This window comes from Pseudomonas sp. BGA-UO-ETr-WB11, from assembly GCF_059567785.1.
Map to the genome: position 1 here is coordinate 548,434 of NZ_JCAQOS010000005.1, position 23,735 is coordinate 572,168.

Sequence of the window (23,735 nt, forward strand, 5' to 3'; positions counted from 1 at the left end):
CTGAACAACCCAACCCCATCCTCCCCGAAGTGCGCTCGGTTCTCCCCGGCGACACCTTGCACCTGTGTACCTGCGCCCGCTCGGGCCAACTCCCCGATTGCCCCACCGATTGCCCACAAGGCCTGCACCTGACCATCACCCGTGCCCAGCATCTTCTGCTGTGCCGCTGCGGCAAATCCCAGCGCCTGCCCTTTTGCGACGGCAGCCACCAAGCGCCGGCTCGGGGGTTGAAGGCTAAGTGGTTGCGGTTTTTTGCGAAGGGGTAGGGCAGGTGGGATGTGTCGATTGAGTACTTGGCGCTGAGCCGGATAGACGTTAGAAAACGTCTATCCGTCTGGGGGGATTATCTAGATTTCTGCGTAAAGCTTAAACTTTTGCTGGGGCGATTTTCTTACAGGTTTCCTTGCTCGCTGGATAATTTTCGCACTTTCGCAAGAGGTTCTGAATCTGTGAGTCGTTCTTCAATTGCTGATTGGCTAGGAGTTTCTCGGTGATGAACAGCTCTTCCGATCCGAGGTTGCGTTCGGCCTTATCAATCATTGCTAGTACAGCTTTGGCATCTCCGCGCTTGAGGTGGTAACTAATCATCAAGTCGTAGATTGAGGGGCCGGCCAGGGTCCAGTCCTCAATGGACTCCAGATCCTTGAGCGCTTCGCGGCTATTGCCCTGAGCTAGGTGCAGGTTAAATGCGCTGCGGCGAATGCCTGGCTGATTCTTTACCGGCGAAGCGAGCGCGCGTTCGGTGAATGCCTGGGCTTCGCGGGTTTTACCCTGCTCCAATGCGACTGTTGCCGCATAGGCATCTTTATAGCCTTGCATGGCGCTCATGACTGCTGCCGAGTTACGTACCAAGGGCCAGTTGCGCCGGTCAACGCGGGCGCGGCGCTCCTGGCGGTATTCGCGCTGCAGGTATTGGCGCAGATCTTCATCTCGGTCGATTGGCGACATGTGTGAGCGTGTAAAGTACTGGCTTGCGGAGCTAATCCCGGTCGGGAGGCCCTGGTTGAGCAGAACGTTCAGCTCCTGGGTAAAGCGGTTGAGGTTGAATTGTTCGAGCGACTCCTGCATGGCGTTTTTACGTGCACTGAGGAAGCTGTCGAGCAAGGGTTCCTGCTTTCCTTGAAAGTCATTTAGTCGCTGCAGGCTGTGGCTGGCAGCGCGTGGTGCATAACCACTACGAATCATCAGGTCGGTACCGAGCAGGTCTGCCTGATCCTCCTGACTGCGTCCCCAGGCGGTGCTCCAAATATTGTCTGAGAAGGTATTGGCCAGCGCTGTGTAGAGAACGGTATTGCCAATGGTTTTCTGCGTCCCCAGAGGGTCTTTGCTGATCAGCTTCAGGGTGCCAGAGCTTCGGTCCACGCCAGTGTTAGAGGCCATTGCAGCAATGATCACTGTCGTGGCTACGGTCGTCATCTGCTCCTTCTGCTGCTGGAAGGCGGCCATGCGATCGTGGTGGCGCAGTAGCACATGGCTCATTTCATGGCCAAGCATGGCGGCAATTTCATCTTCGCTCTCGACATTGTCGAGCATGCCCAGGGGTACAAAAATATTGCCGTAAGGGTCAGCTGAAGGGCCAAAACCGTAACTATCGGTAATGCGTACTTGCAGTGGCGGTAGTTCACCAGGCCAGCCCTTGGCGAGGCGGTTGACGATGTCTTGTAGGTAGTCGTTTAGTTCTGGAATATGTACAAGGTTTTGCTGGCGGGTTTCAGCTGCTGGAATAGCGCGGCCGTCGAAACTCAGGCGCTGCTTGCTCAGTTGCTGAGGGTCCAGTTTGTAGTAGTTACGTACTTCAGTCTGTTCGAGATAGCGCCCGCTCAGGCGAGACTGTGTCGAGGGCCCGACCAGATTCAGCAATGCATCATCCGCACCTTGCATCGTTTGGCATCCGCTTAGCATTAGCCCTGCGAGTATCGGTAGTGTCAGTAGAGGTCCTTTCACGAGTTTGTCCTTATTTGTTGCAGCCGGCGCCAAAGCCAATGGTGGAGTTGTTCTGCTGATCTTGCGCCTGGCTGGTGGGCAATTTCTGGCAGGGCAGCTTGACCACTTTGCTGGGGTTCAGGCGCAGATCCATGGTGTCCAGCCAGACCTTCTTGCCTGCCAGTTCGACCTGCACCAGTTCCAGCTCCTCGTTGTATTGCAGCACCGGTAACGGATTCGGTGGAATGTTGCTGAGGGCCACTTCGCGTTCGAGCTTGCCTTGCTCATCAAGCACTGCAACCGGATCGGCGAGAAATGCCTCTACGGTCTGTGCAGCGGTCTGTGCAGCGGCCTGGCTGGCGTGGCTGAGAAGGGCAGCGAGTAGGAAAAGGCAGGTTTTGTTCATCTCGGAGTTCCTTGAGTTGGATGAAAACAGGCGCGTTTCTAGTCCTCGCGCCCGAAGAAGGCTTCGATCTTGTCGCTGAACAGCGTCAGTGAAAGCAGCAGGATTGCCAGGACATTTGCGGGGGTAATGTTCAAGGCATAAAGCAGCAGACTCAGCAGGAAAAGCAGGCCGAGAACCAACAGCCAGGAGGGGTAAGATGAGGCAAAGAAGTGCTTCTCCCACCGTGGCCAGGGTGTTAATAGCTGCAGACGTTGCTGGCGGCGATCATGCAGGGCTTTCAGCACCGCTATTAGTAACAGCAGTCCGACCTCGACCACGTCCAACCAGTCGATTCCCCAGAGCAAATTTGATGGGTCGCGATCGTACTCCATGCCTTGCGTGATGAGGTTGTCAAGGGCCATGGCATGGAGGTAGATGCCGGGTATTTTCCCGTGTAACGGGGATTGCACCAGATCACTTGCGGAGGTGATGTGAGCGCCGACCAAGATCAGTTTGTTTCTCAGCATCTGCTTGAGCAGAGCACGGTCATCGGCGCTGCTCGCCTCCAGATCGCTGGCCGAAAGCGTCAGTGTGTAAGGGCAGTTGGCCCGAACGGAACTACCCAGTTTCCAGAATATGGCCTGCACAAGTTGTTGCAGCGTTCCGGGCGCGGTGCAGTGGCTTGTGTCGGCGATCTTTGCTTGTTGCTGCGCAAGGTCTAGGCCCCACTGCACCGCTATGGGCGGTGCCTGAGCCGACTCTACGGCGCTGGCTGGCAGCTGTTGGCAGGCATGCTTCCGGCAATAGTGTCGATACAGTTGGAATGCTGGGGTTTCTAGGGTGCCAACCGGCACTTCTGCAGCGAGCGGATAGCGGTCGCCATAGCCGCTCCAGGTCACCAGGGTTGGTGTGCTTACACTGGCAAAGCTCGGCAGCACATTGATGTGGCCATCATTGCCGCGTGCCTGGCCGGTATTGGCGAGCAGCAGTGGAATGTCTTGGTGCTGGTAGCGCGCGAAGACGTTGGCGAGCAATTGGCTGCCTTGGCGCGGGTCGCCGCGTGAGTGGTCGTGGCTGTAGAGCAGGTCGATGAAAAGCGCTGAGGGCTGATAGGCGAGCAGGCGCTTGAACAGTTTGCTTTGCTCGCTGTAAGGCATGGGCCAGTAGGTGTTGTTACGCAGCAGGTAGGCATCATCAATTAGTACGACGACGACATGTTGCTGTCCACTAGAGCTGTAGTTGCTGGCAAAGATACGATTGAGCCACTGGGCTGAAGCGTTTTCTGTCGAGCTGGTGAGACCGAATGGGTCAAGTAGTGCCAGCAGTAGAATCATGACGCCGAGCAGGTACTGCCGTGTGCTGAATATAGAGCTAATAATTAACGTCCTTGATTCAAACTAATCCCTGATTGCACTTTGATATCGCGCGAACGGAAACCTACTTGGCATTGTCGTTGTAGTCAATCTGGATCGCCGCAGGGCCGTATCCCCCCCCCGCAAGGAATTCATTTCGCTACTGACCCCCATCTTCATGTTGTGATTGCAGCGTTTCTGGGTGAGTGCCGCTCTGTTGCTTGTGCTGAAAAGAAAACGCTCGGAAGGCCTTGCTCTGTGTTTATGGGCTTGTCGCTACTCCCTCAAACACTGCACAGAATAATCTGCTCTGGATTGATATGAACGCTGACCTGCTCGCCGCTCACCAATTGCCGGCTGGATAGCTGGCTGTTGCTGAGCATGGCGGTCAGGTGGGCGCCACCGGGCAGCTCCAGTTGTAGTTCGCTTTCCAGTTCGCCGGGTTCGAGGGTGCGCACGTTGCCGGTCAAATGATTGGGTTCGGCGTGCAGTGGTGTGCTGTCGGCGGGCAGCAGGTTGACCCAGGAGGCTTTGATCAGGGCGAACACTTCAGCGCCGAGTTTCAGGTTGAGGCGTTCGGTACTGCTGTGGGTGATCAGTGCGGTGAGGCGATGGGCGCTGCCGTGCAGTTCGAGTTCGATGCGGTCATTCAGGCCGTCAGCCTGGATGTTGCAAACCCTGGCCAACAGCTGATTGCGCGCGCTGGTACGCAAGCGCAAGCGTTCCATGATTTGCAGGTACGGGTCTAGGCGGCTGTCGGCGCCGAGGCGCTGGAGAAAGGCCTGGTGCTCGCGCTGGTAATGCTGAAAGGCTTCGATCAGTTGCTGGCCAGCCGCAGTCAGTTGTGTACCGCCACCGCCTTTGCCGCCTGTGCTGCGGGCTACCAATGGGCTGCCGGCGGCGCTGTTCATGGCTTCGACGGCGTCCCAGGCGGACTTGTAGCTGATGCCTACGGCTTTGGCGGCCTGGGTGATGGAGCCGCTGTTGGCGATCTGGGTCAGCAGTTCGATGCGGCTTTGCCCGGCCAGATTCTTGCCGTTATGGGTGATCCAGAATTGTCCTTCGAGCTGCATGGCGCGGGCTTCTTGTGGGCGGTGGCGCCGATCTTAGCATTGCCTCGTAGCGTTGCCGTCAACACGGACTGGGCCTTTGGTTGCGTTGTATAGAGTTTTATATAACGATGCGGCGACGGTTGTGTTGGCTATGTCTGCTGGGGTGGCCTGGCATGACCATGCTCAAGTGCTAATCGACCGTTGTCGGGTTAAATGCCTTTGTCATTTTTCAGGAGTCACGTCATGTCTCAACCTGTGCGTCAGGCACTGCTCGCGCTGTCAGCCGTCTGGCTGGCTAGCACCCATGCGCTGGCTGGCGAGGTACAGGTGGCGGTGGCCAGTAACTTCAGCGCGCCACTGCAGGTGATCGCTCGCGATTTTGAAGCAGATACCGGCCATAAACTGCTGGCGTCCTTTGGGGCCACCGGGCAGTTCTATGCGCAGATCAAGCATGGCGCGCCTTTCGAGGTGTTCCTCGCCGCCGACGTGAGCACTCCGGCCACGCTGGAACGTGAAGGTGAGGGCGTGGCGGGTTCGCGTTTCACCTATGCGGTCGGTGCCTTGGCGTTGTGGTCGGCCAAGGACGCTTATGTCGACGGCCAAGGCGAGGTGTTGCGCCTTGGCCAATTCCAACACCTTGCCATCGCCAACCCGAAAACCGCCCCCTATGGACTGGCCGCGACCCAGGTGTTGGCCAGCATGGGCCTGAGTCAAACCCTTGAGGCGAAGCTGGTCGAGGGGCAGAACATCGCGCAGACCTTGCAGTTCGTCGCTACCGGTAACGCCAAGCTGGGCTTCGTCGCCTTGGCGCAGGTCTATAAGGATGGCCGGATCACCCATGGCTCGGTCTGGATAGTGCCGGCCGCGCTGCACGAGCCGATTCGCCAGGACGCGCTGCTGCTGCGTAAGGGGCAGGGCAATCCGGCGGCCGAGGCGTTGCTGAGTTATTTGAAGGGCCCGAAAGCCGCAGCCGTGATCAAATCTTACGGCTATCAACTGTAAACAAGAGTGCCCGCGATGCCCCTCAGCAGTGCCGACTTTGCCGCGATCTGGCTGACCTTGCAGTTGGCGACCCTGACTACCGCGATCCTGCTATTGATCGGTACGCCGATTGCGTGGTGGCTGGCGCGCAGCCGCTCCTGGCTGAAAGGCCCGGTGGGTGCAGTGGTGGCCTTGCCGCTGGTGTTACCGCCGACGGTGATCGGCTTTTACCTGCTGGTCAGCATGGGCCCCAATGGCGTGATCGGGCAGTTCACCCAAAGCCTGGGGCTGGGCATTTTGCCCTTCAGTTTTGCCGGCTTGGTGGTGGGTTCGGTGTTCTATTCCATGCCGTTCGTGGTGCAACCCCTGCAGAACGCCTTCGAGGCGATTGGCGAGCGCCCGCTGGAAGTGGCTGCGACCTTGCGCGCCGGGCCTTGGGATACCTTCTTCAGTGTGGTGCTGCCGCTGGCCCGGCCGGGGTTTGTCAGTGCGGCGATTCTCGGCTTTGCCCACACCATCGGCGAATTCGGCGTGGTGCTGATGATCGGCGGCAATATCCCGGAGAAGACCCGAGTGGTGTCGGTGCAGATTTTCGATCATGTCGAGGCCATGGAGTATGCCCAGGCCCATTGGCTGGCTGGCGGCATGCTGCTGTTCTCGTTTCTGATCCTGCTGTTGCTGCGTGGCTGCGGGCAGCTGCAAACGGCCGGCACCGGCCGCTAAGGACTTTCCCTAATGGGTACTGATGTGAGCACGGACCAGGCAACCGCCGACGCAATCGAGGCACGCTTTCGCCTGCCGTATGGCGACTTTGCCCTGGATGTGGACCTGCGCCTGCCTGGTCGCGGCGTCAGCGTGCTGCTGGGCGATTCCGGTTCCGGCAAAACCACCCTGCTGCGTTGCATTGCCGGGCTGGAAACGGCAGCCGATGGCTATCTGCGGGTCAATGGCGAGCTTTGGCAGGACAGTCGCACCGGGCATTGTCTGCCGACTCACCAGCGCGCCCTCGGCTATGTGTTTCAGGAGGCCAGCCTGTTTGCCCATTTATCCGTGCGCGACAACCTGTTGTTCGGCCAGCGGCGGATTGCCGCCGCAGTCCGGCGAGTGGCGCTGGAGCAGGCGGTCGAATTGCTGGGTATCGAGCATCTGCTGGAGCGTGCGCCGCAGCGCCTGTCCGGTGGCGAGCGGCAGCGCGTGGGGATTGCCCGCGCCTTGCTCACCAGCCCGAGGCTGCTGTTGATGGATGAACCTCTGGCGGCCCTCGACAGCAAGCGCAAGGCCGAGATCTTGCCGTACCTAGAGCGCCTGCATGCTGAGCTGGATATCCCCGTGCTGTACGTCACTCATGCGCCGGAGGAGGTGGCGCGGCTGGCCGATCATCTGGTGTTGCTGGAGGCTGGGCGAGTGCTGGCCAGTGGGCCAATCGGCGGGCTGTTGACGCGTCTGGACCTGCCTATGGCCGTGGCCGAGGACGGCGGTGCGCTGATCGATGGCGTGGTCAGCGGTTATGACCCTGCCTATCAGCTATTGCGCGTGCAGTTCCCCCGCAGTGCGCTGAGCGTGCAGGTGGCCCACGGGCCGCTGGCGCTGGGTCAGCAGATCCGCTGCAAGGTACAGGCGCGGGATGTCAGCCTGGCGCTGCAGCCGCCATTGCCCAGCAGCATCCTCAATGTCCTGCCGGTGACGGTGGTCGAGGTGCTGGCCGCAGAGCATGGCGCCCATGTGCTGGTGCGCCTGGATATGCAGGGCAGTGCCTTGCTGGCGCGGATCACCCGCTATTCCCATGACCAGTTGGGGCTGCAGTGTGGCCAGCAGTTGTGGGCGCAGATCAAGTCGGTGGCGCTGCTGGCCTAGTGGGTTTGGCCAGCTAGTTGGTCAGGCAAAAGGCCGTCCCGCGCGGCGTTAAACCGAAGATGAGCGCGTATCGGGGTCTATGGGGGCGCTGTTCTAGTGCCGGCTAGGCGGCGCTCCGTGGGGACTAGTGAGCTATGGCTGCGTTGCTTGCAGGGAGGGCTGGCCGTGTTTTTATCGCGCGGTCCATTTGTAATCACTACCCCAGAAACAACAAAGGCCTACCCGAAGGTAAGCCTTTGTTTTGTATGGTAGCAACGAGTGGATTTGAACCACCGACCCCAGCATTATGAATGGCTTTAGTCGTACCTCTGTGAACCATGCAGGGCCTTAGAACGGGCCTTTCGGGCCTTTCCATTGCGCAGTAACACTGAGTGGTGCAGAAAAACTTGTCCATGTAGTCACTGCGGCTTTACCTAATTAGCCTCACCCTGTAGTTTCGTCGTCGTGGCATTTTGCCGACGAATGGACGCGCAGTAGAGGTTAGGGATGGCTCGGCGTCGTAAGACTTCAACCTTTGAAGACATTGTCTATATAGCTAGCCGCCTGCCTTGGTGGCTGAGCCTGATCATTGCGCTTGGCGCTTGGTTTTTCTTTCACTCTGTAGCGACCAGTCCGGTACCGACTCTCACCGATCCTAAGCAATACGGCGACATGCTCACCGGGCAAGTGTTCCGCAGCCTTTCCCTGTTTCTGCAATACATCATTCCAGTAGCGTTCTGCTTCGGGGCGATTGGCTCATTGTTTGGCAGCTACAAGCGTCGCAAGTTAATGGGTGATGTGGCCAGCGCGATCAAACCAGGCAAAACCATTGAAGGCATTAGCTGGCAGCAGTTTGAGCAACTGACGGGTGAGGCGTTTCGTCGTCAGGGCTTTACCGTTACCGAAACAGGCGGCAACGGTCCGGATGGTGGGATTGACCTGATCCTGCATAAAGACGGGGAAAAACACCTCGTGCAATGCAAGCAATGGCGTTCGCTCAAGGTCGGTGTTGCGGTTATTCGTGAGTTCTTTGGCGTGATTGCCGCAGAAGGTGCAGTGGGTGGTTTTGTTGTGACCTCTGGGGCCTTTACTGCCGAAGCTAAGTCTTTTGCCAGTGGCCGAGGAATCATGCTTGTGGAGGGCGCCGAACTCAATCGCTGGATAGCGGCATCAAGAAGCGTTCAAGGCACACTGCCAGTAATAACCCCGATTCAGACTAATTCAGTGCCTGTGCAAAAAGTGCATGGGCCGAACTGTCCTGTGTGTCGTTCTGCAATGCAAAAGCGCACAGCGAAACGCGGTACTAATGCCGGGAATGAATTTTGGGGTTGTTCGCAGTATCCGAAGTGTCGCGGAGTTGTTCAAGTGTAATTTCATTGGTGGCGTGAGAAGTTTTATTTTTTGACTTGTTTTTTATAATTAATTCTTGTGGGGTGGGGAGATTATGGATATCGGGCGATTTCACTATGCTGTCGATGTTGTGTGTCGTGACTGGAGGGCTACCTCAGCGGTTGATAGTGTTGCAGCCTTAATAAGTCATTTGAGTAATTATGTCGCTAACTCTGGGCATCCTCAATTTTTGGATCAATATAAGCATCAGTTGGATGTAACTAAAGTTGCACTTGAGGCAAGTGATTTAAATTGTCCGAAATTTGAGGTGGGGGATTTTATTGAGCAATTTGAATTGGCAGGGTTTGTTGGCAATGGTTTATTTTCTACTATTATGAGCACTATCTCGCAAAATCAATTGGCGCCACAGGCTGTGATCGCGGCGCTTCAGGAATTGCAAGCGGAACTGTCTAAAAAAATATCTGATCTTAATGCCATTAATGCCGCTTTCGTGTCAATTAAAGTTCCTTATGATGGCGAGATTCCGGGCGATTCTGAGATTGAAATTAAAATACCAGCAGAGTACGGGGCGAAAGACTTGAATGACTTGGCTGTTGAGGCTAAGGAGTGGTATCGCGACATAAGTACAATATCTGAAGTTTTTGATCCGGATCGCTCAGATACAAAAGTCCGAACAATATCAACAGGTTCGTGGCAGCTTTATTTGGCATCTGCTCCGCTCGTTATATTTGGTTTTGCAAAATGTTTGCGAGGCGTTAACGCTATACTTCAAGAGCTGATTAAATCTAAAGCTCTTCTTAGTGAGCTTGTTAAAACCAATGCGCCGGATAGGTTTATTGAAGAATATGAAGGTCACATAAAAGCTTCAGCGGGGATTAATTTGTCTAGGCTCTCTGCTCAGCTTGTGGATGAAAATTACAAAGGAGGGGATGATGGCCGTAAAGCAGAACTAAAAGTTGCACTCACTCAATCGATGAAGAGGTTGAGTAAGAAAATTTCTGAAGGTTCCAAGGTTGATTTGCGTTTGACCAAGCCTGATCCAGCAGAGGTCAAAGATGAAGCAAACCCAACCACAGATGAAGCTTCTGCCATTGAAGCTGTCAAAAAGTTAGAGTCTATAATCGCGGCCACAACGTTGGAGTTAGACGAGATTTTACGACTTGAGCATGATCCCGAAATTGTGAAGTCACTACCCCCTCCCGACGAAGATCCAGTTTGATAAATTGGGCAATAAAGGCAGAGCTTGAATAGGAGAAATGGGGGGCGATACTTGGTGACAACGTAAACACTACCCAATTTTCTCCCTCAATCCTTCTGTGCACTGCTTAACGTCATCATCGATGACGTTTCCCAGCTTGATGCATTGGCGGGTGTTTCTGTTGGTTGCGCGTTCCCGCTGTTCCTGTATTTTTAGATTTGTATGTGCACTTTCGGCGAGGCAGCGAAAGCATTGGCTGCATTAGCTGGCAGCAGCTTTAGCAACTGGCGAATGAGGGATTTTTAGTTAGGGTTTTACTGTTACCGAAGTGGGCGGTAATTTTTTATAATAGCATTACGAAGAATCACTTTTTCTGGGGGGGCGATTAATCGTTGCATTCCCTATTTTTAACAAATTTAATCACTCTGAGAGTTAGAGGTTTTTTTATTTTTCAGTTGATTTGGTAGGCTCGAATTTCTTAAGGAGTTCCATTAATAACTCCTGTACGTTTACTGGATAAATATCTTTTCCTTCCTTTACAAGGTTGCCAGCTGCAAAGAGTTTCCCTGCAATTTCCGATTTTATTTTATGTTGCTGCTCATCTGGCAGTGATGCAAGGAATGGTGTTATCGTCTTTAGGTCTAATGATTTTTGCAGATGATTATTTTGTTGTTGTCTATGCTTTTCCGACTCCCTTGCTAAGTATGCTGCTGGAATCATGATGATAAGAATTAATAGGAATTTGCTGATTTGTCTTTCAAAATCAAATCCACTTTGTGCGGTCTCTATAAATGTATAGGTGGCAATGGCAACAATGAGGGTCATGCAGATTATGGAACCGATCCGCAACCAGTTCGCAATTTTCTTTTCATCTTGGGCGTTTTTTTCAAAATCACCTGCAATGGCTCTTCCTGAAACATAGCCAAGAATTTCGTTGAGTTGTTCTTCGGTGTCTTCTGCGCTCTTTATGGTACTAGATAGAATGCTATTTATAGCCTCTACTCTCTTGTCTATCTTAGCCTCGGCCTCGTCAGCGCGTGATATCAATCCTTTGATGTCTGAGTCGGAGCGGCTAATTATTTCTGATGTTCGTGCCTTTATGGTTTCGACTTCATTAAGGCCTCTGTCCATTTGTCTTATTAATTCGCGTGCGCGCCCGAGGACTATATCAAGCTCTTTTTTCTGTCTCGCACTATCGTCGTTAATGTACTCTGGTATTAAGTTTTCGATGAGGTGAGAGTTTTCGCTTATGAATTCTAAGAATTTCTTGATTGCTGCGCGTGTAGGGCCATTCTTTTTATTGCTGATTAGCTCTTGTGCGTATTCCTCAATTAAATTGCAATGAATCTTGATGTCTAAAATCTCATCGCTTGATATTTTTTGGTTGCTGTGTTTCTCTCTGGTAATTATATTGATTAGGGATCTGGTGATTGAGTATAAGGCGGTGTTCGAAAGTTCTGGAGATGCCCTGTCAAAAAGATTTATTATCCTCGAACACTCTAAGTTAAGGCGATCTAAGAAGCTAACCATGCTTACGTTTTCTGGCATTGTTGTTACGTCCTGTATTTTGGTAAATCGCATTGCCAAAGTAGTAGAGAGTCGCGATTTTTGTGGGTTAGAATTTTAATGTTTAAGTCTATTCATCGCGTTTTTATTGATTTTCAATCTTGCGCATGTAAAACTTCCCGCCATTTTCTTGCGGTGTGGTTTCGTCCGGCTGCGTTATAATTGATTCCGGTGTTTCTATTTTTGGTTTTGATTTGCTGTCTTCTTGCGTGATCTTGGCTACATCAGATATAACTTTTGAGCTATTCCATATTGCCCATATGCTCACTATTAATAGCAATCCTTTTAAAAGCATCCTTTCCATGACCCTTACCTGCTCCTTCGGGTGTACCAGCGCAGAGCCACTCTTTTAGTGATTTCTAGCCCGCGCTGGGTTTTGCCAAGTTTCCGTTTGCTTCGTCATAGCTCGGGCTGGTCTGGCCGCATTCGGGCATGATTTCACCGCTTATCAGCCATAGCCTGTACTCGGGGAAGGTAGCTTGCAGCACCTCAATTTCTTCCGTGCTCATGCGGATGTCTTTGTATCGAACGCTCTGCCAGCGTGAGTAACCGATGGCGCCTAGACGCACCAGTCGGTCAAACCCTGCCTTATCGATAAGCGTTCTAGCTCTGCTCTGGATTGATTCCATATCGATCTAAAAAACTCTCTGAAACTATTTCACTGAATAATTCTTGGTGCTAGGATTCAGTTCAATAGATCACTGAAACTATTTCAGTGAATAATCTGTCTTGAATTGGATTATAGGGTAAAAGCCATGGAACAGTCTGGTGTAGTGGGGTTCGACACAAAAGGCGCGGCGGAACGGATCACGAGCTTTCGGGATGCGCCGTTCTGCTCCAGGCAGGTTCTGGTCGAAATGCTGGCTTCTGAGTTCATCACGCCAGACGTGGTGCGCGGTTGGGTAGAGAGCCAGGCCGTGCCGACCGTGAAAATTGGCCGCTATCGGGTGATCAACCTGCACCGCATTCGCCAGGACATCGACCGCGGCAAAACCATCTTCTGTTCCGGGGATTACTCCGATGATTAAGGTGACCCGCCATGAAGTCGATCGGCAGCTACCTGCGCCTGCCGCACCTCGCCAACTGCGATTGCTCTGTCTGCTGGTCAGCTCGGCAAGCGGTAAGCCCCGTTCGCTCCCTGTCCATACCCTGCGAGCATTGCCGCCCCTCGCATGTGTATCAGAAAGATGGTCGGTGGTACTGCCAGCCGGCTTCGTTCTGCGCGAAACACGAGCCTTCGCGCCGTCCGCCGAAGTACTGGCACGTTGTGCAAGACACCGGCAAGCCAACGCCATTTGTGCCGCTTCGGGAGTTTCAGCATGAATTCTGATCTGAATTTCTTGCTGCTCGGCGTGAACCTCCTATTCGGCTATTTCTTCTGCCAGTGCATTGTTCATCACCTGTTTCACAAGCCGGTGTCTGGTCAGTCTTTCCGACCTTTGCCCTACACCCAGCCCGACCCGATTAGTCGTGCACGCTTCCTGTCGGCCTTTGCCTGGAAGCGTGGGGCATCTTTACCGCCCCGCGATTCCAGGCGAAGGCGGGGGATGACAAGGGCCCGGCCCTTGGTGTGAAAACCTTCTGACAACGCAATAACCGCGACATAACCCAAAGCCGTTTCAAACCGAGCAATGCCCATTGGAAAAACTAACTGTTTTCCAGTGCGGGAAAACTCGGCCCGAAAAAAGGCCACGCCGCGCAATCAAGCGCACTTGAAAGAGGAAATACCAATGGCACGTTCGACTATTGAAGTTGCATTCCTGGGCACTCAAAAACTGGCCTTCAGCCAAAACGGCACCGACGTAAAAATCGTCAAAGTGTTCTATGGCGATGAGCCGGACGGCATCACCGAAAACGGCCTGTCCATCGTCAGCATGGACGTTCCTCTGGAAGTGGCCGATGAGGTCTTTGCAGCCGGTGCGCAGTTCGCCCCGCTGGAAACCGTGCGCATCACCTTTGAGGTGGCTCGGGCCGGTAAGCAAAAAGGCAACAATCTGGCCCTGCACATCGAGGCGGCCAACAAGCCAGCCACCCGCCAAGCGGCTACCCCTGCCGCGACCCCAGCAGCAACGGCAGCGGCTACCCAGCCGCCTAAAGCCTAAGACCTCGGGCGGGCTTCGGCATGGTCTTCATCTACTGCAATCACTGCCACGACTCGGCGCCTAGTCGCCTGTGGCTGCTGATTGCGGCCTGTCCTCGGTGCCGGAGTCCGCTTTGAAAACCTATCTCGCCTGTGACGGGCAATGGCAAGTCGACAACGGCATCAGCTGCACGGGTGCCCTGGTGTCCGTCACGGAAACCGAAATAGCTGGGTATTCCAGCTTAACCCCCGAGCAAGTCAACGCACTGACCGAGGCCACATTGGGGCTCTTTGTCTGCGTGTTTACGGTGCTCGTTCTCCGCAAAGTCCTATGAGGTAACAACCCATGAGCAAAAAAATCTCCCTCCTGTTGGCCCGTGGCGGTGTCGCTGTTGGCGCTGTCGCTGCTTCCGCTTCGTCCTTCGCTGCCGGCCTCGACGTGACCGCTGCCACCACCGCGATCACCGCGTCCGAAACCCCGATTCAGAACGTCGGCATGGCCGTGTTTGCGGTGCTGGTGTTGGTCGCCACCGTCAAGTGGCTGCGCCGCGTTCTGTAACTGCAAACCCAAGCCCGGATGTGCGCACGTCCGGGCTTTTTTACTGGAGCACGAACCATGGGGATTGATCCAAATGCGTATGCGCTCATTGTCATCACTGTTGCTCTTGGCGCTCTGCTGCTGTCCGTTCGCTAGTACCTGGGCGGCTAACGAAACCAAATACGCCTACACCCACGCCCCCACGGTTTTCTACACCAGCATTGCCCAAGGCTGCGCCGATCTCGGCAATGCCCGAATCAACGATTCGTGGACCATCACCGGCTTTGCCACCTACAGAAACAGCCAATGTTTCTATGTCGCCACCAACGTAAAGAGCGGCATTTCCTATCCCGAGGTGGGCGGCCAAACCCCGATTTCCGTTGGCGCTTGTGCTGCCGGCGAATCAACCAGTGTTTCCTGGCCTCTTGGCCCCCGCGACACCTCTTTCCCTAACAACGTCAATCCAGCGTCTGCCACCGTCCCGCCGTGGCCGGTCTGCGTCTCTGGCTGCATGGCGGAATACGTCTCCGTCGATAGCTGCTTTGCCGTGACCGAGCAAAGCCCGGTGTATATCCACTGCGACTACAACGCCAAGCTTAGCGGCCAAGCCTGTTCCACCAACGACGCGCCACCTCCGCCCGATGTAAGCGACTGCCCAGCCGGCACCGTTCTGACCGGCACTGACTGCGTAGCTGTTCCGCCGGTTGATCCCTGCATTGCTGAACCGACCGGCCCAGGTTGCACGGGTGGTGGCGATACCGGCGGTGGCGACACGGGCGGCGGTGATACAGGGGGCGGCGATACCGGCGGTGGTGACACGGGCGGTGGTGATACAGGGGGCGGCGATACCGGCGGTGGTGACACGGGTGGTGGTGATACAGGTGGAGGGGATACCGGCGGCGGCGACACGGGCGGTGGTGATACCGGCTCCGCTGGTGGCCTGGGCTGCAAAGACCCCTTCGTCTGCTCCGGGGATTCAGTCGGCTGCGCCATGGTCCAGCTGCAAAAAATCCAGCGCTGCGAATCCGAGCGCGGCCTAGATCCCACGTTGGCCAAGTCCGGCATTGCCGAAACGCTAAAAGACCCCGATGGCGATATCGAAGAGAAGGAAGTGCAAATCGCCTCCTTGCTGTCGGGCCATGCTCGCTTTCTGCCATCCAGTTGCCCGCCTGCGCAGACCTTCACCGTCTGGGGCCGGCAATTCGCTTTTAAGAATGACTACTTCTGCAACTTCGCCACCTCCATGTCCTGGCTGGTGGTGACCCTGGCAAGCCTGTTTGCAGCCGTCTACATCGGCAAATCTGTTGGAGGTTCCTGATATGTGGTGGGCGCTTTTGGCTTCAACCCTGTTCGAAATCGTGGGTCGCTTGGTCACCACCGCCATGCGTTATGTCGGTGTCGGTGCCGTTAGCTATGTGGGCATCAACTTCGTGGTGGATGAGCTGAAAAACTACATCCTCGCCAACTTCGTGACCGCGCCTGTCCTGGTGCAGCACATCCTTGGACTGCTCAAGGTTGATATTGCCGTGAACATCATCCTGGCTGCCGTCACCACGCGCCTGATATTGGCCGGCATTGATAAGGCGGCGGACATTCGACGCAACCCGGTATGGCGTAAACCCAACCCAAGCGGCCAAGGCTCGATTGAGGCTTAAAGGGGTTTTGCATGCTGGTTTTTAGAACGGGCCTCATGGGCCACGGCAAGACCCTCAACGCCATCAAAGAGATCGACGGCAAGGCCAAAGCCGAAGGCCGCCCCGTGTACTACCACAACGTCAACGGCCTAAAGCCTGAGCGCCTGAAAGCCCAGTGGTACGAATTCGAAGACCCGCACAAATGGTACGAACTGCCGGACAACTCCATCGTCTTGATTGATGAGGCCCAGCGGTTTTTTGGTGTGCGTGATCCGCGCAAGGCTGTCCCGCAGTACTGCTCAGAATTTGAAACCATGCGTCACGATGGCCTAGAGGTGCATCTAGTCACCCAACACGCCAGCTTCCTCGACGCCCACATCCGCAAGCTGTGTAACAAACACATCTATGTGCTGCGGATCTTCGGCGGTAAAAAGCTCTCCCGCTACGAGGCGGAAAAGTGCATCGACGTCGACAAGCAATCTGCGCTCAAAGATGCCTCCCACAGCTTCATCAAGCTGGATTCCAAATTCTTCGGCGTCTATGACTCGGCGGTAGAACACCACTTCAAGTTCAAACCACCGGGCAAGCTGCTGATCATCCCGGTGCTGGTCGTGTTCATCATTTTTATGATCTACCGGGCCATGGACAGCTTCAACGGGGACAAGACCGTCGAGGCCGCCAAAGAGGTGGCCGGCAAGGCGGCGGGCTATCTGCCTGCTGTGGTGCCACCCGATGAAGCCGCCGGCAAAACGGGCAAGCAACTCAGCGCCGCCGAATACGTGGCGATCCGCACCCCGCGGATTCCTGACCTGCCCAGCTCCGCGCCGATCTACGACAGCCTGACCAAGCCGAAAACCTACCCGCGGCTGTCCTGCATGATTTCCTCAGACCCTGGCTACATCGAGCGCAACGCTCGGCGTTATCGGGTCATCACCGCCGGCGAAAAGTCCTACATCTGCGAGTGCTACACCCAGCAGGGGACCTGGCACAAAACCTCGTTTTCCTTCTGCAAAAACTCCGTCGAGTACGGGCGGTTTGATCCTGCGATAGAGGATCGCCGCCCGCCGGATACTGAAGGCAACAGCCGCGAACGCACACCGACCGAAATCACCGAGGCGCCCGCCAAGCCACGCAGCGACGCGCTCACGGTTGTTCCTGACTCTGAATACGCATCGAGGCCATGGCGATGACTAAGAACCAATTCTGCGCCGTTCTAGCGCTCGGCTTCCTGCTGGGCATGTTCGTGACGGATATGTGGTGGGTACAGCAACTGGACGGCTTTGAGGCGGGCTATTCGCCAGTGCGCGAGCCCGCGAGCGCAGGCGAAGCCCGCCCGCTGACGTCCCTGTAGCACGTCTTATAACTAGCTCTTAAAAACCTGAGTACACCAGACTAAAGGGGAATCACAGTGAACAAGGCAATTGATCAAATGCGTCTGGATGCCATCACGGCAGAAGAGTCGGCATTTGGCCGTCTTTTCCTAAATCCGAAAACCACGGCACTCACTGACCTGTCGGGTGTACGCCTGCTGGGCTGTCGCGTGGACACGGTGCGCCAGCATTACCGGGGGCTATTGCGCCCCGAGTTGCTGTGCATGGTGGAGCAGGGCGGCATGGTCAGCTTTGCGGGGCATCTTTGGCACGCGGGACGAATTGGTCGCGACTCTGGCTACCAGTACAAGCTGCAAAACGCCGATCTTGGGTTTGTGCTGCTGTTGAAAAACGCCAACGTCAAAATTGATGCTGTGGGCCCGCACCTGAAAATCGAAGTTAGCCCCCACGCCATCCAGTCCTGTGCACCTGACGTGCTGCAAGAGTGGATGGATCGTTTCGCCCATGAAGCCCTGGAGGCTGTAGAGGTCAGCCAATGCGCTGTGCATCTGGCGCTGGACTTCCAGGGGTGGACGCCTCCGGCCCATCTGACCAGCTCGATTCAGTGCCGGTCGAGAACCCGGCGCGATATCTCGGGCATCAAAGAGATCTACCACGCCGCTGAAGCTGTCTCTTACGGCTGTGCGCAGTCGTTTCTGTTTGGCTCTGCATCAGGCATGCAACTGGCCATCTACAACAAGACGCTACAGGCCAAGGCCGTCGATAAGCTGGATTATTGTGAGTCGGTCTGGCGCACCCTGGATAACCCTTTTGATCCGGCTTGCACCACTAACTATGACCCTGCCGAAACCGTCTGGCGCGTAGAGCTGCGTTTCCATCACTCGATTGTTCAGCAGTTCGCGGACGGCTCATGTGATGCCCAGACTGGAGCCATCATCGGCACGTCCACATACGAACAACTAGCCCCGCACCTCGACGGCCTATTTCGCTATGGCCTGGAGTCGTTCCGCTATCTCGCCAGCAAGGGCATGTATGACGCCTTCTGGACGCTCATGAGGCAAGACGTGCGCGTTTCTGTGCCGGTGGTGTCGCTGGTCGACCATACGGCCTATCGACGGCACTACAAAACCGCCAAGGGCTTCTCCGGCAAGAATGTGGAGCTATTCGTGGGCAACTTCGTCAGCCTGCTAGCTCGGGAGCGTGTCGGGGCAAAAAAAGCATTCGCCAGCCTTAAGGAATGGGATTGCTGGCCGGTGATTCGTGATCACTATGCGGCCAAGGGAAAGGCGGAACACCAGATTTATGAGCACATCCGCGACCTGCTGACAGAGCGCTCGGTTAGGTGGGGGCGGGCGGTATGACTGTTCGCAAGGATGGCAAAACGTGGACGGCTGATTTCTATGAGGATGGCCGCACGGGGCGACGTATTCGTAAAAAAGGCTTTCTGACCAAGTCAGCGGCACAGCGCTATGAGTTGGATTTCTTCGCCGCACTGAAGAACACCGGCAGGCCGATGGATGATCGCTTGGCGGATCTGGTTAACGTCTGGCAGGAGCTGCACGGCTGCACTCTGAAAGACAATAAATACAGGCTTTCTCGTACGCTGGCCCTAGTCGAACGCATGGGTAATCCGCGAGCGTCTGAGTTCGATGCACTGGCCTGGGCACGCTATCGGCAGTCACGGCTAAAGGACGTCACCGCGCACACCATTAACCATGAACAGCGCTATCTGTCGGCGGTCTTCGCTGAGTTGATCCGCCTGGGTGCTTGGCACGGTGAAAACCCGCTGGCCAAAGTCCGGCAAATCAAAACGGATCAGACTGAGCTGAGCTTTTTGACCCTTCCGCAGATCCATGAATTGCTGGAAGAGTGCCGCAAGTCGATGAACACGCACACCTACCCAGTCGCCCTGGTGTGTCTCGCTACCGGCTGCCGCTGGGATGAAGCGGAATCGCTTGAGCGCAAAGCGGTGTACGGCGGCAAAGCGCATTTCCACCGAACCAAGAACCGCCAATCGCGTTCGGTGCCGATCCCGCCGGATGTGGAGGCGTTGGTGCTAAAGCTGGGTATGCCGGGTAATGGTCGGTTGTTTATGTCCTGCCGTGCGGCCTTTCGTGGAGCTTATGAGCGTTCCGGGATCAGTACTCCTGGTCAGCTCACCCACATCCTGCGCCACACTTTTGCCAGCCATTACATGATGGCCGGTGGCGACATTCTTGGCCTGCAACGCATTCTCGGGCATGCCTCCATCACGATGACTATGCGCTATGCGCATATGTCGCCTGATCACTTGGAGTCGGCCTTGCGGCTTTCTCCTTTGGTTCAGAGTGGGTACTCAATTACCGGTTGACGACCCCGTCAGGTGGTTTAATATCACTGTACGTTAATGCTTAACGTTAAGGATTAAGAAGTGATTGTGAGCTTCAAATGCGGCGAAACCCAATCTCTGTTCGAGACTGGGGATTCTAGGCGCTGGAATAGCGTTTTGAGGGTCGCCACGCGAAAGCTGTTAATGCTTCATGCCGCTACTGAGCTGCGCGACTTGCGCTCACCGCCGGGCAATCGCCTGGAGCAATTGCTAGGCAATCGGGCAGGCCAGAGCAGTATCAGAATTAACGATCAATGGCGGATCTGCTTCATCTGGACTGAAGCCGGCCCCAGAGACGTTGAAATAGTCGATTACCACTAAGGGAGGCTGCACCATGATTACTAACGGTATGCGCCCAGTCCATCCGGGCGAAGTGTTGCGCGAAGAGTACCTAGAGCCGTTGGGCATTACGCCAACTGCACTTGCCCGTGCTCTGAACGTTTCTGCTCCGACCATCAATGATGTTGTGCGCGAGCGTCGCGGCATCACTGCTGACGTGGCTATTCGTCTAGCCCGCTACTTCGATACGTCGGCGCAATTCTGGATGAACCTCCAGATGGAATATTCCCTCGCCATCACGCTTGCGAGCAGTGGCGAAGAGATAGAGCACGAGATTCAACCGCTAGCGGCCTGCGGCTGAGTAAGGCTTGTAAGTCGCTGCTAATGCGTTTTTTCATTGTGTGAGGATGTATGGCGACTGTATGGAGTGACGAGGAACTAGCGGCTTCAGTTGAGGCTTATATGCAGATGGCTAGGTTGTCTTCGGCTAATCAGTCTTTCTCGAAAAAGCAGATTTACCGTGATCTAGCTGCTCGTTTTGCACGGACTGAAAAAGCCTTTGAGTTTCGGATGCAAAATATATCTGCGGTGCTGGCCGAGCTTAACAAGCCTTGGATCCCTGGTTTGCCGCCGGCTGTGAACGTTGGAAAAAACTCTAAAGCCCGTATTTTAAAGCTGCTTGAAAAGCTTGATTCAGAGATAGAGCCGCTATCTCTGCAAGGTGTTTCTTATAGGGAAAAACTTCCAGCTGTTCGTGACTGGTTAATTCGGATCGCACGCAACCGTGGAAAGGTTACATATGGCGATGTGATGGAGGCTTTCGGGCTGGATCGATTTAGTCTGCGGCATGGCATGGATTTGTTAGGGCATGAAGCGTCAGCTTTAAACGAGCCAATCATCACTGCACTGATTGTTAGTAAGGCAACTCAGCGCTGTTCTTCAGGGTTGGCTAGCGAGTTTGCTGTCACCGATGATGAGTTGGAGCGTCAGCGGCTGTATGACTTTTGGGCGCAATCTACTGCCGGGCCGGCAGTGATGCCATCTGGGCAGGAAGGGTCGCTTGCTGTCCAGGCTGCCAGGTTTGCGAGCATTGAGGTGCGCCCTGATCAGGCGGCGTTTCGTCGAAAGGTCTTTGTAGCATGCAAGGGGCGATGCGCTATCAGTGGCTGTAGTGTCGATAAGGCTTTGGATGCTGCGCATCTTGAGGGGCGTAATTGGCGTCTAGGCCACAATAGTGCGAGTGACGGTCTGTTGCTCCGCAAGGACTTGCACGCACTGTATGACGCAAAGCTTTTGACTATCTCGGCGTCGGGGGTAGTAAATCTGGCGCCTTCGCTTCAGGACGATTACCAAGCGTTCGAAGGGCGTAAGGTCGACAATTTCCTGTGTGGTCACGCTGTAGTCACTTTGTAGTCACTACCCCAGAAACAACAAAGGCCTACCCGAAGGTAAGCCTTTGTTTTGTATGGTAGCAACGAGTGGATTTGAACCACCGACCCCAGCATTATGAATGCCGTGCTCTAACCAACTGAGCTACGTTGCCATTTGTGGCGCGCATTATTCTCGTCGGAAGAGATTCTGTCAAGCCTGTTTTTCACTTTGTGATCAATCAGTTAAAGCGCTGTGGGGATTTTGTGGTGACTCGGCCTGGACCGCTGCTGTTTTGTGCTGTGCACGGGTGGCCTCTGGCCGTGTGTCGTGAGCAGATCACGGCGGATATTGGCTGTTGGCGTGTCCAGATGTGGATTGCTAACGACCTGCTGCGGGTGTTTTGCGAACATAAAAAAACCGGCGCTGGGCCGGTTTTTTGTTTTCCTGTTTGCTGTTGGCAGCGAGGAAGGAAGTCTGGAGCGGGTGGCGGGAATCGAACCCGCGTAATCAGCTTGGGAAGCTGGAGTAATACCATTATACGACACCCGCTTTTGCGGGTGACTTTGTACCAGAATCGCGGCCATAGGTGAAGCCCAGCGGCGAGATAAAGCGCGTTTAGCTGGCCTTATCGCGCATGTTCAGCTGGCCAGTGCCTGCGCCTGGTGTTGGTTGACGCTGTGGACGAGGCTTTGGCTACTTGGTGTGAGGAAGGCCAGCAAGGCGTTACGGGTCTGCAGCCAGGCGGCCTTGTGTTCCATGTCGAGGAAGTGGCCGGCCTGCTGCACGCGTTGGAAACTGCAGTGGCGTACGTGCTGGGCGAACTGGCGTGCGTCGTCGGCGCTGGTGTATTCATCCCATTCGCCGTTGACGAACAGCAGCGGGATGTCGATGGCGCCGGCGAAGCTGACGCAGGAGCGGCCGTCCATGTTCAGTACGGTTTCCACGTGAAAGCCCATTTGCCGGTATTCGTAGTCGTGCAAGGTGGTTACGTGGCGGTGGTTGAAGCGCTTGAACAGCGAGGGCAGGTGTTTGCCGATGGTGCCGTTGAGCAGTGCGCCAATGTTGTCGCGCTCACAGGCGCTCAAGACCTGCAGGCCACGCTCGAGGTAGTCCTGCATGGCGGCGTTGATCACTGGCGAGAACGAGTTGATCACCGCTTTGCGGATGCGCCGCGGCTGGCGGGCGAGGGCTTGCAGGGTGGCGATGCCGCCCCAGGAGAACGACAGCACCAAGTCGCAGGCAAAGTGTTCGATCAGCTCCAACAAGATGTCGGCTTCTTCTTCGCGGCTGATGGGGCGTGTGTGGCTGTTGTGCGCGCGTGAGTGGCCGGCATAGGGCAGGTCGAAGAGTACGACATTGAACTGTGGGTAGAGATAGCGCACGGTCTGGGCAAACGATGCGGTGGTCGATAACGAGCCGTTGACTAGGATGATGGTCTGCTCGGCTTCATGGGTGCGGTAGTGCTCGGTGTAAACCCGGTATTGCCCCTGAATATCCAGCACTGCAGTTTCTGCTTTCATGGTGCGTCTCCCTGTCGTGCAGCGCACAGATGCCGCGCAGCAATGTCGATGCTGCGCGCGCTTTATGACAGGTAGGCAGGTGCCTGAAAAATGAAACCGGGGTCGGCGGGTACGGCTGCCGTTATGCTGCTTATGGGGTGTTACGCGTTGTTCGCTGTCGGCAGGTGAATGTCTGGTTGTGCGCCGTGACTGATTGGTCATTTTTTGCTCTTGCTGCTGATTCAAGCAGTACAAGCCAGTGACTGCAAGCGGTTCTGCGTGAGTGTTTTCAGATCAGGGCGATTTCGGCGGCGCTGAGCGGGCGGTACTGGCCGGGTGCCAGATAGGGGTCGAGGTGCAGTGGGCCCATGGACTCGCGATGCAGGCCGATGACCTTGTTGTGGAAGTGGCCAAACATGCGCTTGACCTGGTGGTAGCGGCCTTCATGCAGGGTCAGTAGGGCGTTGTTGGGGCCGAGGATGACGAGCTCGGCTGGCCGCGTGGTGAGGTCTTCATAGGCGAAATACAGGCCGCGGGCGAAGGCGGCGACACAGGCTGGGTCGATCGGTTGCTCGGTTTCGACCCGGTAGACCTTGCCCAGTTCGCTGCGTGGCTCGGTCAGCCGCCGTGACCACAGGCCGTCGTTGGTGATCAGCAGCAGACCGCTGGTGTTGAGGTCCAGGCGCCCGCCGATGTGCAGGTCGTGTTTGTCGGGCTCGTCGAGCAAATCGAGCACGGTGCGATGCTCGTCATGCACGGTGGCACTGACTACGCCGACCGGCTTGTGCAGCATGAAGTAGCGCGCCGGCTTGCCGGCCTGTATCACCTGATCGGCCAGTTCGACGCGCTGGAAGCTGCGCACCTCGTGACGGCCATCGCGGCAGATTTGGCCATCGACTTTGACAGCACCACTGGCCAGCAGGTGCTGGACTTGCTGGCGATTGAGGGCCGGCAGGTTGCCGAGGAAGCGGTCAAGACGCATGGTGATACTCGGG

The 23,735-nt window shown here is 55.6% G+C and carries 30 protein-coding genes and 2 tRNA genes; 21 read left to right on the plus strand and 11 right to left on the minus strand.

Annotation, left to right across the window (positions count from 1 at the left end; translation table 11 throughout):
• Positions 1-29: 29 nt before the first annotated feature.
• Complete coding sequence (locus AC56DI_RS07915) at positions 30-266, plus strand: CDGSH iron-sulfur domain-containing protein (protein ID WP_496345828.1); 237 nt, start codon at positions 30-32, stop codon at positions 264-266.
• Positions 267-366: 100 nt separating this feature from the next.
• Here AC56DI_RS07915 and AC56DI_RS07920 read toward each other — a convergent pair whose 3' ends face one another.
• The 4 genes from AC56DI_RS07920 to AC56DI_RS07935 form a co-directional block, all read right to left on the minus strand.
• Positions 367-1,944, minus strand: coding sequence for a M48 family metallopeptidase (locus AC56DI_RS07920; RefSeq protein ID WP_496345663.1), 1,578 nt, complete (start codon positions 1,942-1,944; stop codon positions 367-369).
• Positions 1,945-1,954: 10 nt separating this feature from the next.
• Positions 1,955-2,329: a hypothetical protein gene (locus AC56DI_RS07925; protein WP_496345664.1), complete on the minus strand. Its 375-nt coding sequence runs from the start codon at positions 2,327-2,329 to the stop codon at positions 1,955-1,957.
• Between the two features lie 38 nt (positions 2,330-2,367).
• Positions 2,368-3,642 carry a CHASE2 domain-containing protein gene (locus tag AC56DI_RS07930; RefSeq protein WP_496345665.1) on the minus strand — a complete coding sequence of 425 codons (1,275 nt, stop codon included), beginning with the start codon at positions 3,640-3,642 and terminating at the stop codon, positions 2,368-2,370.
• Between the two features lie 302 nt (positions 3,643-3,944).
• Positions 3,945-4,733, minus strand: a complete 789-nt coding sequence (locus AC56DI_RS07935) for a TOBE domain-containing protein (RefSeq protein WP_496345666.1) — start codon at positions 4,731-4,733, stop codon at positions 3,945-3,947.
• 222 nt (positions 4,734-4,955) lie between these two features.
• On the opposite strand from AC56DI_RS07935, the gene modA reads away from it, so the two are divergent.
• From modA to AC56DI_RS07960, 5 genes are all read left to right on the plus strand, one after another.
• A complete protein-coding gene (gene modA, locus AC56DI_RS07940) occupies positions 4,956-5,714 on the plus strand; it encodes a molybdate ABC transporter substrate-binding protein (protein WP_496345667.1) in 759 nt (252 codons plus the stop codon).
• Between the two features lie 15 nt (positions 5,715-5,729).
• The gene (modB, locus tag AC56DI_RS07945; protein WP_496345668.1) at positions 5,730-6,416 is read left to right on the plus strand and encodes a molybdate ABC transporter permease subunit; all 687 of its coding nucleotides are present in this window, start codon (positions 5,730-5,732) and stop codon (positions 6,414-6,416) included.
• A gap of 12 nt (positions 6,417-6,428) precedes the next feature.
• On the plus strand, positions 6,429-7,547 hold the full coding sequence (gene modC / locus AC56DI_RS07950) for a molybdenum ABC transporter ATP-binding protein (RefSeq protein ID WP_496345669.1): 1,119 nt from the start codon (positions 6,429-6,431) through the stop codon (positions 7,545-7,547).
• A gap of 486 nt (positions 7,548-8,033) precedes the next feature.
• Complete coding sequence (locus AC56DI_RS07955) at positions 8,034-8,897, plus strand: restriction endonuclease (RefSeq protein WP_496345670.1); 864 nt, start codon at positions 8,034-8,036, stop codon at positions 8,895-8,897.
• A gap of 73 nt (positions 8,898-8,970) precedes the next feature.
• Positions 8,971-10,095 (plus strand): hypothetical protein, encoded by a 1,125-nt coding sequence (locus tag AC56DI_RS07960; protein ID WP_496345671.1) that lies wholly within the window; start codon positions 8,971-8,973, stop codon positions 10,093-10,095.
• A 423-nt stretch (positions 10,096-10,518) separates the two neighbouring features.
• Here the strand turns inward: AC56DI_RS07960 and AC56DI_RS07965 are convergent, their stop codons facing one another.
• The 3 genes from AC56DI_RS07965 to AC56DI_RS07975 all read right to left on the minus strand — a co-directional run bounded on the left by AC56DI_RS07965 (position 10,519) and on the right by AC56DI_RS07975 (position 12,149).
• Positions 10,519-11,604: a hypothetical protein gene (locus AC56DI_RS07965; RefSeq protein ID WP_496345672.1), complete on the minus strand. Its 1,086-nt coding sequence runs from the start codon at positions 11,602-11,604 to the stop codon at positions 10,519-10,521.
• Positions 11,605-11,725: 121 nt separating this feature from the next.
• Positions 11,726-11,944 (minus strand): hypothetical protein, encoded by a 219-nt coding sequence (locus AC56DI_RS07970; protein ID WP_496345673.1) that lies wholly within the window; start codon positions 11,942-11,944, stop codon positions 11,726-11,728.
• Between the two features lie 55 nt (positions 11,945-11,999).
• Positions 12,000-12,149, minus strand: coding sequence for a hypothetical protein (locus tag AC56DI_RS07975; RefSeq protein WP_496345674.1), 150 nt, complete (start codon positions 12,147-12,149; stop codon positions 12,000-12,002).
• Positions 12,150-12,395: 246 nt separating this feature from the next.
• On the opposite strand from AC56DI_RS07975, the gene AC56DI_RS07980 reads away from it, so the two are divergent.
• The 15 genes from AC56DI_RS07980 to AC56DI_RS08050 all read left to right on the plus strand — a co-directional run bounded on the left by AC56DI_RS07980 (position 12,396) and on the right by AC56DI_RS08050 (position 21,283).
• On the plus strand, positions 12,396-12,668 hold the full coding sequence (locus tag AC56DI_RS07980; protein WP_496345675.1) for a DNA-binding protein: 273 nt from the start codon (positions 12,396-12,398) through the stop codon (positions 12,666-12,668).
• An 11-nt stretch (positions 12,669-12,679) separates the two neighbouring features.
• Positions 12,680-12,970, plus strand: a complete 291-nt coding sequence (gene pflM / locus AC56DI_RS07985; protein ID WP_496345676.1) for a lysogeny maintenance protein PflM — start codon at positions 12,680-12,682, stop codon at positions 12,968-12,970.
• Positions 12,960-13,214 (plus strand): hypothetical protein, encoded by a 255-nt coding sequence (locus AC56DI_RS07990; RefSeq protein WP_496345677.1) that lies wholly within the window; start codon positions 12,960-12,962, stop codon positions 13,212-13,214. Before pflM ends, AC56DI_RS07990 begins: the two co-directional genes overlap by 11 nt.
• 156 nt (positions 13,215-13,370) lie before the next feature.
• Entirely contained in the window at positions 13,371-13,742 is a 372-nt protein-coding gene (locus AC56DI_RS07995; protein WP_496345678.1) for a hypothetical protein, read from the plus strand.
• Between the two features lie 112 nt (positions 13,743-13,854).
• Complete coding sequence (locus tag AC56DI_RS08000; RefSeq protein ID WP_496345679.1) at positions 13,855-14,055, plus strand: hypothetical protein; 201 nt, start codon at positions 13,855-13,857, stop codon at positions 14,053-14,055.
• Between the two features lie 11 nt (positions 14,056-14,066).
• Entirely contained in the window at positions 14,067-14,279 is a 213-nt protein-coding gene (locus AC56DI_RS08005) for a major capsid protein (RefSeq protein WP_496345680.1), read from the plus strand.
• Positions 14,280-14,352: 73 nt separating this feature from the next.
• Positions 14,353-15,576 (plus strand): virulence factor TspB C-terminal domain-related protein, encoded by a 1,224-nt coding sequence (locus AC56DI_RS08010; protein WP_496345681.1) that lies wholly within the window; start codon positions 14,353-14,355, stop codon positions 15,574-15,576.
• 1 nt (position 15,577) lies between these two features.
• Entirely contained in the window at positions 15,578-15,913 is a 336-nt protein-coding gene (locus AC56DI_RS08015; protein ID WP_496345682.1) for a DUF2523 domain-containing protein, read from the plus strand.
• A gap of 11 nt (positions 15,914-15,924) precedes the next feature.
• Positions 15,925-17,082, plus strand: coding sequence for a zonular occludens toxin domain-containing protein (locus tag AC56DI_RS08020; RefSeq protein WP_496345683.1), 1,158 nt, complete (start codon positions 15,925-15,927; stop codon positions 17,080-17,082).
• Positions 17,079-17,243, plus strand: coding sequence for a hypothetical protein (locus AC56DI_RS08025; RefSeq protein WP_496345684.1), 165 nt, complete (start codon positions 17,079-17,081; stop codon positions 17,241-17,243). Before AC56DI_RS08020 ends, AC56DI_RS08025 begins: the two co-directional genes overlap by 4 nt.
• Before the next feature lie 78 nt (positions 17,244-17,321).
• Positions 17,322-18,584: a phage replication initiation factor gene (locus tag AC56DI_RS08030; protein WP_496345829.1), complete on the plus strand. Its 1,263-nt coding sequence runs from the start codon at positions 17,322-17,324 to the stop codon at positions 18,582-18,584.
• Positions 18,581-19,573 (plus strand): phage integrase, encoded by a 993-nt coding sequence (locus tag AC56DI_RS08035; RefSeq protein ID WP_496345685.1) that lies wholly within the window; start codon positions 18,581-18,583, stop codon positions 19,571-19,573. Before AC56DI_RS08030 ends, AC56DI_RS08035 begins: the two co-directional genes overlap by 4 nt.
• 60 nt (positions 19,574-19,633) lie before the next feature.
• Positions 19,634-19,912 carry a type II toxin-antitoxin system RelE/ParE family toxin gene (locus AC56DI_RS08040; RefSeq protein ID WP_496345686.1) on the plus strand — a complete coding sequence of 93 codons (279 nt, stop codon included), beginning with the start codon at positions 19,634-19,636 and terminating at the stop codon, positions 19,910-19,912.
• A 13-nt stretch (positions 19,913-19,925) separates the two neighbouring features.
• Positions 19,926-20,231, plus strand: a complete 306-nt coding sequence (locus AC56DI_RS08045; protein ID WP_496345687.1) for a HigA family addiction module antitoxin — start codon at positions 19,926-19,928, stop codon at positions 20,229-20,231.
• A gap of 50 nt (positions 20,232-20,281) precedes the next feature.
• On the plus strand, positions 20,282-21,283 hold the full coding sequence (locus tag AC56DI_RS08050) for an HNH endonuclease (RefSeq protein ID WP_496345688.1): 1,002 nt from the start codon (positions 20,282-20,284) through the stop codon (positions 21,281-21,283).
• 53 nt (positions 21,284-21,336) lie between these two features.
• On the opposite strand, the gene AC56DI_RS08055 is transcribed toward AC56DI_RS08050, so the two are convergent.
• The 4 genes from AC56DI_RS08055 to AC56DI_RS08070 all read right to left on the minus strand — a co-directional run bounded on the left by AC56DI_RS08055 (position 21,337) and on the right by AC56DI_RS08070 (position 23,722).
• Positions 21,337-21,413: transfer RNA gene (locus AC56DI_RS08055), tRNA-Met, on the minus strand.
• Positions 21,414-21,716: 303 nt separating this feature from the next.
• A tRNA-Gly gene (locus AC56DI_RS08060) sits at positions 21,717-21,790 on the minus strand.
• Positions 21,791-21,879: 89 nt separating this feature from the next.
• Positions 21,880-22,761: an alpha/beta fold hydrolase gene (locus AC56DI_RS08065; protein ID WP_496345689.1), complete on the minus strand. Its 882-nt coding sequence runs from the start codon at positions 22,759-22,761 to the stop codon at positions 21,880-21,882.
• A gap of 268 nt (positions 22,762-23,029) precedes the next feature.
• Positions 23,030-23,722 (minus strand): pseudouridine synthase, encoded by a 693-nt coding sequence (locus AC56DI_RS08070; protein ID WP_496345690.1) that lies wholly within the window; start codon positions 23,720-23,722, stop codon positions 23,030-23,032.
• Positions 23,723-23,735: the final 13 nt, after the last annotated feature.